This is a genomic window from Rhodococcoides navarretei (assembly GCF_038069675.1).
Taxonomy (GTDB): domain Bacteria; phylum Actinomycetota; class Actinomycetes; order Mycobacteriales; family Mycobacteriaceae; genus Rhodococcoides; species Rhodococcoides navarretei.
This window is the reverse complement of the sequence record NZ_JBBPCN010000001.1, coordinates 207,324-221,812: the sequence shown is the minus strand read 5'-3', so window position 1 is coordinate 221,812 and position 14,489 is coordinate 207,324. Positions and strand designations below refer to the sequence as shown.

General features: G+C 65.1%; 12 protein-coding genes. All 12 read right to left on the bottom strand.

Features of this window, described 5'->3' with window-relative positions; all coding sequences use genetic code 11:
• Nucleotides 1–135: 135 nt before the first annotated feature.
• The 12 genes from AABD04_RS01160 to cobM all read right to left on the bottom strand — a co-directional run bounded on the left by AABD04_RS01160 (nt 136) and on the right by cobM (nt 14,359).
• Entirely contained in the window at nt 136–1,086 is a 951-nt protein-coding gene (locus AABD04_RS01160; protein ID WP_341442920.1) for a cutinase family protein, read from the bottom strand.
• 12 nt (nt 1,087–1,098) lie between these two features.
• The gene (locus tag AABD04_RS01155; RefSeq protein WP_341439918.1) at nt 1,099–1,644 is read right to left on the bottom strand and encodes a DUF732 domain-containing protein; all 546 of its coding nucleotides are present in this window, start codon (nt 1,642–1,644) and stop codon (nt 1,099–1,101) included.
• 82 nt (nt 1,645–1,726) lie between these two features.
• Nucleotides 1,727–3,628 (bottom strand): alpha/beta hydrolase-fold protein, encoded by a 1,902-nt coding sequence (locus AABD04_RS01150; RefSeq protein WP_341439917.1) that lies wholly within the window; start codon nt 3,626–3,628, stop codon nt 1,727–1,729.
• 221 nt (nt 3,629–3,849) lie between these two features.
• Nucleotides 3,850–4,863 (bottom strand): alpha/beta hydrolase, encoded by a 1,014-nt coding sequence (locus AABD04_RS01145; RefSeq protein ID WP_243595884.1) that lies wholly within the window; start codon nt 4,861–4,863, stop codon nt 3,850–3,852.
• 333 nt (nt 4,864–5,196) lie between these two features.
• Nucleotides 5,197–6,204 (bottom strand): alpha/beta hydrolase, encoded by a 1,008-nt coding sequence (locus tag AABD04_RS01140; protein WP_341439915.1) that lies wholly within the window; start codon nt 6,202–6,204, stop codon nt 5,197–5,199.
• 217 nt (nt 6,205–6,421) lie between these two features.
• The gene (gene zomB / locus AABD04_RS01135) at nt 6,422–8,287 is read right to left on the bottom strand and encodes a flagellar motor control protein ZomB (protein WP_341439914.1); all 1,866 of its coding nucleotides are present in this window, start codon (nt 8,285–8,287) and stop codon (nt 6,422–6,424) included.
• Nucleotides 8,265–9,170: a decaprenyl-phosphate phosphoribosyltransferase gene (locus AABD04_RS01130; protein ID WP_341439913.1), complete on the bottom strand. Its 906-nt coding sequence runs from the start codon at nt 9,168–9,170 to the stop codon at nt 8,265–8,267. Before AABD04_RS01130 ends, zomB begins: the two co-directional genes overlap by 23 nt.
• A complete protein-coding gene (locus AABD04_RS01125; protein ID WP_052047296.1) occupies nt 9,167–9,703 on the bottom strand; it encodes a phosphatase PAP2 family protein in 537 nt (178 codons plus the stop codon). The genes AABD04_RS01130 and AABD04_RS01125 overlap by 4 nt, the downstream gene beginning before the upstream one ends.
• Nucleotides 9,681–11,588, bottom strand: a complete 1,908-nt coding sequence (locus AABD04_RS01120; RefSeq protein WP_341439912.1) for a glycosyltransferase — start codon at nt 11,586–11,588, stop codon at nt 9,681–9,683. Before AABD04_RS01120 ends, AABD04_RS01125 begins: the two co-directional genes overlap by 23 nt.
• Nucleotides 11,585–12,814 (bottom strand): UDP-galactopyranose mutase, encoded by a 1,230-nt coding sequence (gene glf, locus AABD04_RS01115; RefSeq protein ID WP_341439911.1) that lies wholly within the window; start codon nt 12,812–12,814, stop codon nt 11,585–11,587. The genes AABD04_RS01120 and glf overlap by 4 nt, the downstream gene beginning before the upstream one ends.
• A 55-nt stretch (nt 12,815–12,869) precedes the next feature.
• Nucleotides 12,870–13,622, bottom strand: coding sequence for a precorrin-6A synthase (deacetylating) (gene cobF, locus AABD04_RS01110; RefSeq protein ID WP_341442919.1), 753 nt, complete (start codon nt 13,620–13,622; stop codon nt 12,870–12,872).
• Nucleotides 13,616–14,359: a precorrin-4 C(11)-methyltransferase gene (gene cobM / locus AABD04_RS01105; RefSeq protein ID WP_341439910.1), complete on the bottom strand. Its 744-nt coding sequence runs from the start codon at nt 14,357–14,359 to the stop codon at nt 13,616–13,618. Before cobM ends, cobF begins: the two co-directional genes overlap by 7 nt.
• Nucleotides 14,360–14,489: the final 130 nt, after the last annotated feature.

Below are 14,489 nucleotides of genomic sequence, written 5' to 3'. Positions count from 1 at the left end.
CGCAGGTCCAAGGCGTCACTCTAGCCGCTGGCCGGAGTCGATCACACCGGCTGGGGGTTTCCCGGCTCAGGTTTGTGCCCGGCACCAGATCGCCATGCGTTGCGTTGTGACGTTTCCGTTATAAAGCGTCGTCGCTTACGAATGCGCGGGCATCGGGGCGTTCTCGATCAGTCCGGCGGCCCACGCAGCGGTCCACTGAGTAGCCGTCGTACCGGATCCGTCGACGACGAAACTGTTGTACGACGCATGAACGGGGTTGCCTGCAGCACCGATCAGAATCTGGATGCTCTGCGGAATGTTGCGGAGCGACAATCCATCCGACGGTGACGAGCAGATCAGGTCGCCGGGAGCGCAGATCTGATTGGTCCGGTCGTCGAGAGCACCGAAGCCACCTTCCCGACGCCCCGTCATGGTGATACCGGGCAGGTCGAGTCCGCCGAGTGCGACCTCGGCGCCGACTCCGTCGAGCGGGACGACATCGGTACCGGAGACGCCGTCGCGGCGACCGTCGGCGATGAGGGTGACCCCGAGAACCCGATCGGCGGAGATGGGACCGTTGCCCGCGCCGATGTCGGCCGCGATGTCTCCGGCGATGACTGCGCCCTGGGAGAACCCGGCGAGGACGAAAGTGCTCAACGGGCACCGCGCGCTGACATCGGACATCTTCTGCACGGCGACGGCTTCGCCTTCGGTGCGGCTGTTGTTGTAGGACTGCTGGCCGTCCGGCGGCAGTGCGATGGGGTTCGAGAACTGAGCCACGTACGGCACGGTGTAGACGTCGGCTCGCGAGCCGGGGAACTGCTCCTGCAACGGGCGAGTGACGTTGAGCATCAACGACAGCGGATTGGCCGTCGGGTTGTACGGATCGTCGGTGGCCGACGATTCCCAGGTACCGGGGATGGCGATGACCTGGACGTCGGGGCAGTCCGCCGGTTGTGACGTCGGCTCCTCGGGCCCCGGCGGCACCGGCACACCCGGGTCCTGCGGCAGCCGTCCGGCGAGCAGGTACCAGAGGGCGACGATGATCAGACCGATGATCGCCGCAACGGCGATCACCGGAAGAATTCTGCGCTTACGCTTGGCCATCACCGTGGATCTCTACGGCCTGCAGTAGGTCGCCTGCGCGGCGGTGATGTAGGTCTGGGCTGTTTCCTGAGCCTGCGTCTCACTCATCTGCGTTCCGGCGGCGCTGGCCTCCACTCCGACATTCGCAGTGACGAACGTCGAGATCTCCTCCGCCGTGACGCCCTGGGCTTGCGCGGCGCAGATGTAATTGGCCGTCGACACCGCGATGTCACCGTTGCCCGCCGGGGTGACGCCCTGCTTCTTCAGCTCGTCCAGGAAGCTCGTACCGCGGTCGTCGATCTGGCTTTCCGTCGGACCCGGGAAATCGTCCGGAACGGGCTGCGGCTGCTCGGGCGGCGCGGTGGCCGCCTCCCCCGGACTCGTGGTCGGCGCAGCGGTGGTGGTCTCGGCCGCCGACGTCGTCGAACTCGCCTCGGTCGTCGTCTCGGCGGCCGAGGTGGTGCTCGTCGGAGCGCCGGTGGCCGTCGAGTCGTCGCTTCCGCAGGCCACGAGCAGCGAGCTTGCCGCCACAGCCATCACACCGAGCGACAGAGTTCTGGCCAGGGAATTACGCGTCATCGATCGAAATCCTTCGGTCGTCGGGTTCGCAGGCGACAGTACCGCCACGCTCTGAGAGGACTCTGAAGAGTCGTGCACTCGACTAGGGCGCGATCGTGGCAACGCCGTCCTTCAGCGTGATGATGCCGAACTGGAAGTTCTGCTGCTTGCCGCCGCCGTCGATATCGAACTGATCGCTGGTGGGGTACCCCAGTCGGCCGCCCTCGTAGCCGACCGATCCCCAGGCGTCGAAGATCGGACCGTACGGGGTGGACCAGGCTCCGCTGAGCGGGCTCCAGTAGATGTTGCCCGTCTCGAACTGGTTGAAGCGTCCGCCGTCCCGGATCGGGCCGATCTCGTTGGACTTCGGGAACCCGAGAGGTCCACTCTCCCAACCCAATTCACCGTACTTGCCGAGGATCATGCCCTGCACCGAGTGCACTCCGGCATCGGGCGAGGTGTAGATGGCACCGATCTCGAAGCCCTGCACCGAGCCGGGCTTGTTCGGTGTCTCGACCTCGTCGAGCACCGGGTATCCCAGCGGTCCGCCCTCGTAGCCCTGGGCGGCCCACTCGTCGAGCACTGCGCCCTTGACCACGTGGGCTCCAGTCTGCGGCGTGAAGTACACCATCCCGTTCTGGAAGGCGTTGAACCGTCCACGACCGTCGGGGGTTCCGATCTCGCCGGTCGTCGGGAAGCCGAGCGCACCCTCGGGGCCCCTGTTGCCCTGATAGATGCCGCCGATGGCACCGGCGACGACCTGCGCACCGGTATCGGGGGTGAAGAAGACACGGCCGAAGGTGAAGTCCTGAGCACGACCACCGGCAACGTTGTACTCCGCGGTCAGGCACGGGCCGAGCCACGAGTTGGCACCGCTCGCATTGCCGATCAGTCCGGCGGCACTGCACGCGGGCTTGTCGACCTCGACACCGAGTGCGGTGGCGAGCTGCGGCCAGAGCTGGTGCAGCTCGAACTGCCAGTACGGCCACGAGTGAGTGCCCGACGGCCGGTAGTTGACCTGAGCGGGAATGCCGAGCTGATTGAGCTTGGTGGCGAATGTCTGTGAGGTCAACCGCGACAGGATCTCGAGACCCATGCCTGCGTAGTTGGTGCTCACGCCGGGGATGGGCGACGGCTGATCGTACGGTCCGGCCGATCCGTTGCCGCTGGAGATGTAGAGGCTGACGCCCTCGAGCTTGTCGGCCAACACGTATGGATCGTGCTGTGCCCACAGCGAATTGGACGGTGGCCCCCACATGGCGCTGGAGCTGAAGCCGCCGGCGTCGGTCATCGCGTACTGGATGGCCTGCGGCATACCGAGCGAGGTGGTGCTCAGGATGCCCGAGAGCGAGCCGGCGAACTTGAAGAAACCGGGGTTGCGCGCCGCGAGGAACATCGCGGACGTGCCACCCATCGACAGTCCGACGACTCCGCGGCTGTCGGTACTACGCCAATCGCGTTCCAGGATGGGCGGAAGTTCCTCGGTCAGGAACGTCTCCCACTGGTAGTTCTTGCCGTTGTCCTGATCGACCCAGTCGGAGTAGAAGCTGGACTGGCCGCCGATGGGCAGGACCACGTTGACGTTCTTGTCGGCGAAGTACGACTCGGCGTCGGTCTCGGCCGTCCAGCCGTTCTCCTGATCCGTGGCGCGCAGACCGTCGAGCATGTACACCTGCGGGAACGTGGCCTGCGGGTTGATGTTCCAGTCACGCGCGAGCAGCAGCTGAACCTGAATGGGCGTTCCCATCGACGGCGACTGTATCCACAGCGCGACACGACGATCGGAGAGCCAATCCACCGATGTGACGGTGGCACCGGATGTCTGCGTGTAAGCGGGCCCGGCAAGCGCTGCCGGGGCCGTCAGGGCGACGGGGGCCGCGGAGGCAACCGTCGTCGTCGCGAAGGGGATCATCAGCGCGGAAGCGACGGTCAGTGCTGCCGCCGCTCGTCGAGCCCGTGTGCCGGCCGATGGCGTCCGACCGAACCGAACAAGCTCAGTGCGCATGATGGTGACTCTCTTTCGACGTGACTTTCGAAGGTCTCCTATCGAGACATGCTTCGTATGTCTTTCTACACGTGCGCGCTGCCGACGACCTGCAGACGCGCTGTGACTGGTGGTGCAATTGTGAACTGGGTAGAGGATGGCGATCACGGCCGAGACCGAAAAATGCCGCCCGGCGCACAGACGCAGGGCGGCATTTCTCGAAGGTCACGTGTCGATCGGTGTCAGGCGTTGAGCGCGTCCAGGATCTGGGTGCGAGCCTTCCACAGTTCGGCGCCCCAGTACGGCCATGCATGGATGCCGTTGGACGGGAAGCTGTACGTGGCCGGGATGCCCAGAGTGTTCATCCGGATCTGGAATGCACGGGTGTTGGCGAGCGACAGAGCTTCGAGAGCCATGCCGTTGGCCGTGTTGTAGAAATCGATCGGCGCGGCCGGACGATCGAACTCACCGGGCAGACCGCTGGCTGCCGAGATGTACAGGGACATGCCCTCGAGTCGCGGCGCGAAGACGAACGGGTCGTTGCGCAGCCACGCCGGGTTCCACGGCGGTCCCCACATGGAGTCGACGTTGAAGCGACCTGCGTCGAGCATCGCAACGCGGATGGCCTCACGCATGCCGGGTGCCGAAATGTTGAGGTAGCCCGAGAGCGAACCGGCGAACTTGAACTGATCGCGGTGGTACGCGGCCAGCGTCAGAGCGGCCGAACCACCCATCGACAGTCCGAGGACGCCGTTGTTGCTGCGCGAGACTCCGTAGTTCTCGAGGAATGCGGGCAATTCCTCGGTCAGGAACGTCTCCCACTTGTAGGTGACTTCCTGGCCGTTGAAGTTCGACGAGGTGTACCAGTCGCTGTAGAAGCTGGACTGACCGCCGACGGGCATGACCAGGGTCACGTCGTCGTTGGCGAACTGATCCTGAGCGTTGGTCTCGAACGTCCACGCATTGCGATCGTCGCGTGCGCGCAGACCGTCGAGCAGGTACAGAGCAGCGTTTCCGCCGCGAGCGGCCCACTGGACCTGAACCTTGATGGGGCCCATCTCGGACGGGACGATCAGGTCTTCACGGCCGCCGGCCGGGGCCTGGTGCGCGATGGGAGCGGGCGCTGCGGCAGCGACGGTTCCACCGACGACACCGGCTGCGATGGGAAGGACGAGCGCTGCGGCACCGACGCCGAGCAGGCGCTGACGCCAGCGTGAGGACGCCTTCGGAGTTCTACTGAGGCCGGCAAATCGCATGAATCGTGCTCTCTCTCATCTACGCGGTCTCCGCTCTCGTAGCGGCCCCCGGCAATCGAACAGGGCGAACTGGTGGCCCCGTGAGGCCGAGTGAAGCTGGATCTCGGAAAAGCTGAGGTTCTGCCGTGAGAACAGGCGAACCGCTCGATGGAGGTTATTCCATCGAGCGGTTCCAAGGCAAAACTGTGATCAGCGTCCCAGTTTCACTTCGTCGTATCTCCGGAACAGGAGACTATCCTGCGCGGTCCCCGCTGAACAGCCCTGAAAAGTCGTGAAATATCACTACGGGCCGAAAAACAGGCGACACGACCGAATTATGCGTGACCGGGTTGCCTATCCGATATTGGCGCTCAGATCCGGTGCCATGACCCGAATCTGCTCGCCCCAGTAGCCCCACTGGTGGGTGCCGACGGGCGGGAAGGCGTAGGTGACGTTGTTGGCACCGATGCTGGCCATCCGGATCTGGAAGGCCCGGCTGTTGGCCAACGCGATGGCCTCGAGGCCCATGCCGTTGGCGGTGTTGTAGTAGTCGATGAAGCTCCGCGGGCGATCGAGTCCACCGGGCAGACCGCTACCTGCGAACACCCACACGCGGGTGCCGTTGTCGCGCAGACGAGGCGCGAAGACGAACGGGTCGTTGCGCAGCCACGCCGGATCCCACGGCGGTCCCCACATCGCGTCGATGTTGTAGCGACCGGAGTCGAGCAACGCCAGACGCATCGCTTCACGCATACCGGGAGCCGAGATGTTCAGGTAGCCGGACAGCGAGCCCGCATAGCTGAACTGGTCGGGGTGGTACGCGGCCAGCGTCAGAGCGGCCGAGCCACCCATGGAGATACCGATGACGCCGTTGCGGTTGGGGTTGAAGCCCCAGTTGGCGCGCAGGTTCTCACGCAGGTTCTGCGTCAGGAAGGTTTCCCACTTGTAGGTGGTCCGCTGGCCGTTGAAGTTCGACGGTGCGTACCAGTCGGAGTAGAAGCTGGACTGTCCACCGACCGGCTGAACCACGTTGATGTTGTAACCGGCGAGCACGGCACCGGCGTCGGTCTCGTGCTCCCAGCCGGAGATGTCGGAGGTGGCCCGCAACCCGTCGAGGAGGTAGACCACGCGGTCGGTGTTGCCGTCCGCGGCGCGCCAGACGCGACTCTTGATCGGACCCATGGACGAGTCCGTCCAGACGTCGATGGCATTGCCGTCGAAGGCCGCGTTGGCAGTTGCGCCACCGCCGGCTACAGCCAATCCCAGTGGCAGGACCACCGCCATGAGCATGGACGTGGCGGCGCGGCGTCCCCAGGACCCCCGTTGCTTGTCCTCGGACCGGCTCTTCCTTCTACCCAGCATGCACTCGACCTCTCAGCTGCTTCGTCGTCACATCGGTTACGCAATCAACGCTTGATCTCGCAAGTTCGTCATGTATGCGCCCGACCCCAGGGTCTGGCGCATACATATCCTCCGCACTTATCGCACGAAGTACGTCGTCCGTTACAGGATCGAGACAGCTCATCTTGGCGTCGAGACCATTTCGGCGCAACCCGGTGACTCGTTCGTGTTCGGACATCTAATTGTCGGCCTTCAATATCGGGGCCGGAAGATCACATCTCTGTATTTCGTACTTCGGCACCCGATCGAACCGATATCCGGCGTAGAAGAACGAGCGCTTGACATTGCGGACGAACAAATCCTTCGTCAACGGAGCCCGATACGAGGTGAGCAATTCCTGGGTGTCCGGGCAGGTCAACGCCACCTGAGCCTCGGTGACCCAATCCTCGTCCATGTACCAGGGCAGGAACGGATGGACGGCGACGAGCCCGAGGTCGGCCACCACCCAATCCGGGTAGAGGCGCTTGTCGTGACCGATCCGCCCACCCTCGAGCCGCTCCGTGTGCGAGGCCAGCGGATATGCCAGACCCATCTGATCGATGACCCGCACGTCGAGACCGACATTCATACTCGTCATTCCCAAGTTCAGGAAATACACGGTGTGACCGAAACCACCCTCGGGGATCGGGAGGGGCGGCGGAACGACGTCCCAGTAGGTGTACTGCGCCGACGGCAGCAGCAATCCGCCGTCGGGAGTGTCGTTGATGGTTCGAACCATCGCCCGCATCCACGGATAGTCGAGGTAGTCCGAGGCCAGGATCGGATGAGCGTGCCCGGTGTTGAGGGAGTAGAAGGCTCGCTCGTCGACGATGCCACTCCGGCCGACGATCGTGCCCTGCGGCATCCCCGTCGTATTCGCGGCCGCCACGGCCCAGACGACGATGCCACCCCAGACGACGAGGTCGGCGACGAATACCGCCGTCGCCCGGTCCTTAAACCAGCGATTGGGTAGGGCAACGGGCAACACGGAAATCGGCAACAGCAGTGTGAACAATGCCGGTAACAACGTTCGGCCGTGCATGAAATCGCCACCGACGCGAATGGCGTACACGGCCAGGACGAAACCACTGATCAGTGCGAACACGACGACGGCGGTGGGCGTCCGCAGCGCAGCAAGCCAGCCACCGACGGTCCGGGGCAGGGACAGCCGAATTCGAGACGCCGACAGGACGGCACCGACGACGAGCAGCGCGAGCGGCAGCCACAGCAGGTACGGGCCCACGAGGTTGGACAGGTATGCGAACCCCTGCGACCACTTGGCTCCGCCTGCATCCTTCGACACCGCGGTGTTGGGGTACGGCAGGCCGTAGTAGCCCATGCGCCAGATCTGGTAGAGCACCGGCACGGCTCCGGCGACCGCGAACACTCGGAGCCTGGACAGCCAACTCTGCGGGGCCAGGAAGATCATCGCCAGCGCCAGCACCGCCACGATCGACAGTTCCGGACGCACCAGCGGGCCGAGCCCGGCGAAGAAGGACAGCAGCAGCAGCTCGCCGCCGCCGGAGCGGCGCTGGCCCCACCGAACCATCAGCAGCCACAGCATCGCCAACCAGAAGATGACCAGGCAGGTCTCGAGGCCGGACGTCGCGAAGTCACGGGCGGGCGGAACCGCGATGTAGACCAGAACTCCGGCGGGTAGGAACAACGTGCGAGTCGCGGTACGGCCCCGCAGTGCGAACGTCCCGATCATCGCGACGACCACGGCGGCCGTGGACAGCACGAGCGCGATCGTCAGGACCACGTATTCGAGTCGACCCTCGCTCAGCCAACTGCCGGCGTAGACGAGGTAGGTCCAGATGGTGCTGGTGTTCGTTTCGACCCGTTCGCCCGCGTTGAACACCGGTCCGTTGCCTGCCAGCAGGTTGCGGACGGTACGCAGCACGATCAAACCGTCGTCGGCGATCCAGCGGCGCTCCCACGCACCCCAGAGGAACAACGCCCCGGTGACCACGGTCCCGATCCAGAAGACGGGCCTGGTGATCGATGCCCGAGCGGAGTTCTCTTCTCGCGCGTCTCGCTGGTCAGGCGAGGTAGACAGCGACACCAACCACTCCGATCCACGCTATGGCGAGTAGCTGGAGAACCCTGTCTCCCAACGCGATCTCTTCGGGTTCGCCTGCCTCGCCGCCATCGACATCCACTGCGTATCGCAGGATTGCGATCGTAAACGGAATCATCGAGATGGCGAACCAGTTGGCCCCCGTGCCCGCATCTTCCTGGAACGCCCACAGGCCGTAGCAGATGACGACGGCCGTCGCGGACAACGTCCAGACGAATCGCAGGTAGGTGGTCGTGTAGTTCTCGAGCGACTTGCGAATCTTCGCTCCGGTCCGTTCGGCGAGCTGCAGCTCCGCGTACCGCTTACCGGCCGCCATGAACAGCGAACCGAACGCCATGATGAGCAGGAACCACTGCGACAGCGGAATCGAGGCGGCTACCCCACCGGCGATCGCACGGAGCAGGAAGCCCGACGAGACGATGCAGATGTCGAGCACGGCCTGATGTTTGAGTCCGAAGCAGTACGCCAGCTGAATGGCGATGTAGACGCCGATCACCAGCGCCAGCTTCCAGTTCGCGATGAACGAGAGGGCGATGGCGAGACCGAGCGAGACCACCGCCATCGCGTAGGCGATGTTGACCGGCAGTACGCCTGCGGCGATCGGTCGGAACCGCTTGGTGGGGTGCGCGCGGTCGGCTTCGACGTCCAAGGCGTCGTTGACCAGGTACACCCCGGATGCTGCGAAGCAGAACACGACGAACGCGAGCGCGACCGACAGCAGCACGTCGGGGTCGGTGACCGAGCCCGCCGCGAGCGGTGCAGCCAGCACCAAGACGTTCTTGACCCACTGACGCGGACGAAGTGCCTTGACGATGCCATCCGCCAGGTTCTTCGGCGGTGCGCCTACGGGTGCGGCATCCTCGCTCATTTGTCTCCTTCGAACTTCACGACGGCCGCAGCCGTCAACGCGCCGAGTGCCGATCCTGCCAGCACATCGGTGGGGTAATGGACTCCGAGCACCAAGCGCGAGAGCAGCATGGGTGGGACGAGGACCGCGGGTAACGGTAGCCCGGTCACCCGGCCGAGGAGAACCGCGGCGGCTGTGGTGGATGTCGCATGGGAGGAGGGGAAGCTCAGCTTGCTGGGCGTCGAGACGTTGATGCGGACGGCCGGGTCGTGCGGACGCGGCCGACGCACGATGCGCTTGATGACGATCGACGCGGCGTGGGAGCCGACGGCTCCGACCGCAACCGATGCCCACTGACGCCGACGCGGCTTGTCCAGTGCGGCACCGATACCGGCGATCGCTACCCAGCCGAGTGCGTGTTCACCGAAGTGCGACATACCCCGGGCGACGGTGATCGCGCCGGGGGCACTGCCGACGGTGCTCTGCACCTTCTCGAGGATCCGGACTTCCGTCGGGGCCTCGGTCTGGCCCTTACGCCTGGTAACGAAAGACACGTTCCCACGTTTCCTTACTGGTCAGGTGCGGCACGGCATCGCGGTATCGAGCCTTGAGGGCGGGGAATTCGGCTGCCAACTGCTTGCGCAGCGACAGGGCTTCCTTGAGCAGCGCCGCCGCCTGCTGACGATCCCGCTTGCGGTACACGACGCCCCGCCCGTCGGCGGTGGTGACGGTGACGCCGTCGACCTGGGACAGCAGGAACCAGCGCGCGTCGAGAGTCGGGACGTTGAGCTGCGGGCGGTCGTGATGCTGGGTGTGTGCAGGCTTTGCGTTGTGCAGCAACCCTTTTGCCAATCGGCTGATCTTGGCGATCGGGTTGGTCGGCAAACCGACGGCTCCCACTTCCTCACCGGACGCGAGCGGCAGCTCGGTGGAACTGCCGACGACGACCGCGTCGGGAAATTCCTTGCGCAGTGCGTGCACGGTCGGAAGTGCGGTGGGCAGGATGTCGAGGATGTGCTCGGGGCCGGCCAGGAAGTCGCGGATCGCGAGGTTCTGAATTGCGACCGTCGAGTATTCGAGGCACAGCAGGTGTTTGACGGTGGCCTTGATGGTGTCGAGCACCAGACCCTTACCGTCGCCCGGCATGTGCAGCGACGCGACCACGAGGCGGTTGCGCAGGTGGAAGTACGCCTGCCAGTCGATGGCGTCGTCCTTGTCGCTCCACGCCATGTGCCAGATCGCCGCACCAGGCAGCGTCACCGTCGGGTAGCCGGCTTCCCGTGCACGCAAGCCGTATTCGGCGTCGTCCCACTTGATGAACAGCGGCAGCGGCTGCCCCAGTTCCTCGGCGACGACGCGCGGAATCATGCACATCCACCAGCCGTTGTAGTCGACGTCGATGCGACGGTGCAGCAGCTTGCTGGTGCGCAGGGGGTCCTCGGAGAAGTCGTGGTCGTACTCCACGTTCTGCGCGCCGGTCCACATGAAGTTGCCGCGATCGATCACTTCGCCCATGACGTGCAGGTGACTGCGTGCCTGCAGGTTGAGCATCTGGCCACCGACGAGCGTGGGCACCTTGGCGAACCGCGACATGGCCAGCGCCCGCAGAATCGAATCGGGCTCGATCTCGATGTCGTCGTCCATGAACAGGATGTGTTGGCACGAGGTGTTGTTCAGTGCCTCGTACATGATCCGGCTGTAGCCGCCGGACCCGCCGAGGTTGGCCTGATCGTGGATGGCGAGTCGACCGCCGAGGGCAGCTGCGGCCTCGTCGAATCCGGGCTCGTCCTTGGCCTTGCGGGTGCCCTGATCCGGCATGATGACGGCCTGGATCACGTCGAGCACCAGCGGGTCCGAGCCAAGGGCGACAAGGGCTTTGACGGCGTCGGTCGGGCGATTGAAGGTGGGGATACCGACGGCGACGGTGGCCTCGCCGGGCGCATCGATCGGCGCGTACCAACCCGCGCTCTCGAGAACCACCTCGGAGTCGGAGGTGATGTCGAACCAGATCCAGCCGCCGTCCTCGAACGGACCGAGGTCGATCAGAAACTCTTGTGCCGCATCGCCGTCCACGGCCTCGCGGCCCTCGACGTGGATGCGCGACGCGTCGGCCTTGGACCGGTAGACGTCGATTCGGCAGTGGCCGGAGACCTCGACGCGCAGCACCACGGACTTCAAGACGCTGTAGCGCCGCCAGTAGCTCGCCGGGAACGCGTTGAAGTAGGTGCAGAACGACACCTCGGACTCGGAGCCGATCGTGACCGAGGTCCGCGAGAGCGAGTGTGCCCGTTTGGCGTTGGTGAGCGCTTCTTCGAGGTACAGCGTGCGCACGTCCAGCGGTTCACCGGAGCGCGGCAGCAACACCCGCTGCAGCAACGACTTCCCCAGGATCGGGGCGACATCCGCGGCCCCGTCCTCGAGGAGGTGCTTGGCGGTCACTTGTCGCCTGCCAGGGAAGCGCCGGTCTCGAAGTGCGGAACCAGGGTGTTCTCGTACATGTTCAGTGCGCTGGCGATGGCCATGTGCATGTCCAGGTACTGGTAGGTGCCGAGGCGACCACCGAACAGCACTCCGCGCGAGGCTGCTTCGGCCTTAGCGCGGTCGCGGTAGGCCTCGAGCTTGGCGCGGTCGTCGGGAGTGTTGATCGGGTAGTACGGCTCGTCGCCGCTCTTCGCGAAGCGGGAGAACTCGCGCATGATGACCGTCTTGTCGGTCGGGTACTGGCGCTCGGGGTGGAAGTGGCGGAACTCGTGGATCCGAATGAACGGCACGTCACCGTCGTTGTAGTTCATCACCGGGGTGCCCTGAAAATCACCGGTCGGCAGCACTTCGGTCTCGAAGTCGATTGTGCGCCAACCCAATTCGCCCTCGGAGTAGTCGAAGTAGCGATCCAGCGGGCCGGTGTAGACGATGGGAGCGTCGGGGCTCTCGGCCACGATCTCGGCCTTGACGTCGAACCAGTCCGTGTTCAACCGGACCTCGATCCTGTCGTCGGCGGCCATCTTCTCGAGCCACGCGGTGTAGCCGTCGACCGGCAGTCCCTCGTAGGTGTCGTTGAAGTAGCGGTTGTCGAACGTGTACCGCACCGGCAACCGGGTGATGTTGCCCGCGGGCAGGTTCTTCGGATCGGTCTGCCACTGCTTGGCGGTGTAGTCCTTGATGAACGCCTCGTACAGCGGACGCCCGATCAACGAGATCGCCTTCTCCTCGAAGTTCTGCGCATCCTTGGAGTCGAACTCACTCGACTGATCCTCGATGAGAGCGCGCGCCTCGGCAGGCGAGAAGTACTTGCCGAAGAACTGCGAGATCAGACCGAGGCCCATCGGGAACTGATACGACTGGCCCTTGTGCAGAGCGAAGACACGGTGCTGGTAGCTCGTGAAGTCGGTGAACTGGTTGACGTAGTCCCAGACTCGCTTGTTCGAGGTGTGGAACAGATGCGCACCGTACTTGTGGATCTCGATGCCCGTCTCGGGCTCGGCCTCGGAGTACGCGTTGCCGCCCAGGTGGTGGCGACGATCGAGTACGAGGACACGCTTGCCCAACTGGGACGCCGCCCGCTCCGCCACGGTCAGTCCGAAGAACCCGGATCCGACGACGATCAGGTCGTATCGGCCGGTCACGGAGGCGTCGGAAGAGGTGGTCTCGGGGCTTACAGCAGTCACGGGCAACCAGGGTATCCGACGATCGTGACCGCTCCACCCCACCAGGTGCCCGGTGTCATTCGCTCAGGCGCCGCAGCAGGTAGGTATCCATCACCCAGCCGTGCTCGGACTTGACCTGCTCGCGGGCTCGGCGGATATCACCCAGCACGTCGTCCAGCGGGCCTGCCACCAGCTTCTCGTCCGCCGTCCCCAGGTTCGCACCCCAGTGGATGCCCCATCCTGCGCCGGTCAGCGCGCTGCACGCCAGATTGCCGTCGAGCATCACCACGAGATTGTCGAGACCGGCGGCGACATCGCCCGCCAGGTTGCGGCCGGTGGTGATCACGATCGGTCCGCCGATGCGGTTGAGGACGAGCCGATGACTCGCCGCCAGCATCGACACGCTGGAGATGCCGGGTGTGACATCGAACTCGATGTCTCCGCGCAAGGCGGCCAACCGCTCGACGACGCGGATCGTGCTGTCGTAGAGCGCGGGGTCACCCCAGACGAGGAACCCGACGACGGTGCCTTCGGCGAGTCCGTCGAGCACCTCGGCGTAGGCGCGGGCGCGGGCATCGTGCCAATCGAGGACCGCGGTCTCGTACTGCTGCGGTGACCGGTCCCGGGGCGGGTCGGGCACCTCGATCACCCGGTAGCTGCCACCGTGGTGACGCTCGAGCAGCGCCTGCCGTGCAGCCCCGAGATCGCCGACCGACGCGCCCTTGTCGGCCACGATGAACACGTCCACGGCCCGCAGTGTCTGAACGGCCTGGACGGTCACCTGATCCGGATGTCCGCCGCCGATGCCGATCAGATGGATCTTCACGATCGGTCCCGACACGCGTCGTACAGGTGGGATTCGGCGACGACACGTCGAGCCAGGGCCGGGCCCACCAGAATCACCGCCGCCTGACGAAGACCTGCGGCCTCGACCTGATCGGCGATGTCGGCCAGAGTGCCGCGCAGGATCAGCTCGTCCGGCTTGCTGGCGTGGAACACGACGGCGGCGGGGCACTCGGGACCGTAGAACCCGCTGAGTTCGTCGGCGATGATGCGCGTGCGAGTGATCGCCAGGTGCAGCGCCAACGTCGCTCGGGTGGCGGCGAAGTTCTTCAGCGCCTCGGTATCGGGCATTGCCGTCGAGCGGGCCTGCGCGCGCGTCAGTACCACCGACTGCGTCACCTCGGGGACCGTCAGCTCGACGCGCAGGGCGGCGGCTGCGGCCGCGTAGGCCGGAACGCCAGGGGTGATGTCCCAGGGCACACCTGCGGCGTCGAGTCGGGCGGACTGTTCTGCGATCGCGGAATAGAGCGACGGGTCACCCGAGCACAAGCGCGCGACGTCCTCGCCGCGCTCGTGGGCCGCGACCAGCTCGGCCGTGATGGCGTCGAGGTCGAGCTTCGCGGTGTCGACCAGTCGGGTGCCGGCAGAGCAGTGGTCGAGAATGGCGTCGTCGATGTAGGTACCGGCGTAGACGCAGACCGGGCTCGATCGCAGAAACTCGACGGCCCGCAGCGTGAGCAGGTCGGCAGCGCCCGGTCCGGCTCCGATGAAGTGCACAGTCACAGCTGGAAAGCGTAAGTCACGCGCCCGACGCGCCGCGCCACCGGAACTTCTCGCTTGTGGCTAACTGTCAAGCTAAGGTTTAGCCTTGTGTCTGATGGGACTCATGTTGCTGATGTGATTCATGTTGTTC

Coding starts and splice junctions, on each gene's coding strand:
- AABD04_RS01140 (WP_341439915.1), bottom strand. CDS start 6,204: ATGCTGGGTAGAAGGAAGAGCCGGTCCGAGGACAAGCAACGGGGGTCC.
- AABD04_RS01130 (WP_341439913.1), bottom strand. CDS start 9,170: ATGAGCGAGGATGCCGCACCCGTAGGCGCACCGCCGAAGAACCTGGCG.
- AABD04_RS01145 (WP_243595884.1), bottom strand. CDS start 4,863: ATGCGATTTGCCGGCCTCAGTAGAACTCCGAAGGCGTCCTCACGCTGG.
- AABD04_RS01160 (WP_341442920.1), bottom strand. CDS start 1,086: ATGGCCAAGCGTAAGCGCAGAATTCTTCCGGTGATCGCCGTTGCGGCG.
- AABD04_RS01155 (WP_341439918.1), bottom strand. CDS start 1,644: ATGACGCGTAATTCCCTGGCCAGAACTCTGTCGCTCGGTGTGATGGCT.
- AABD04_RS01150 (WP_341439917.1), bottom strand. CDS start 3,628: ATGCGCACTGAGCTTGTTCGGTTCGGTCGGACGCCATCGGCCGGCACA.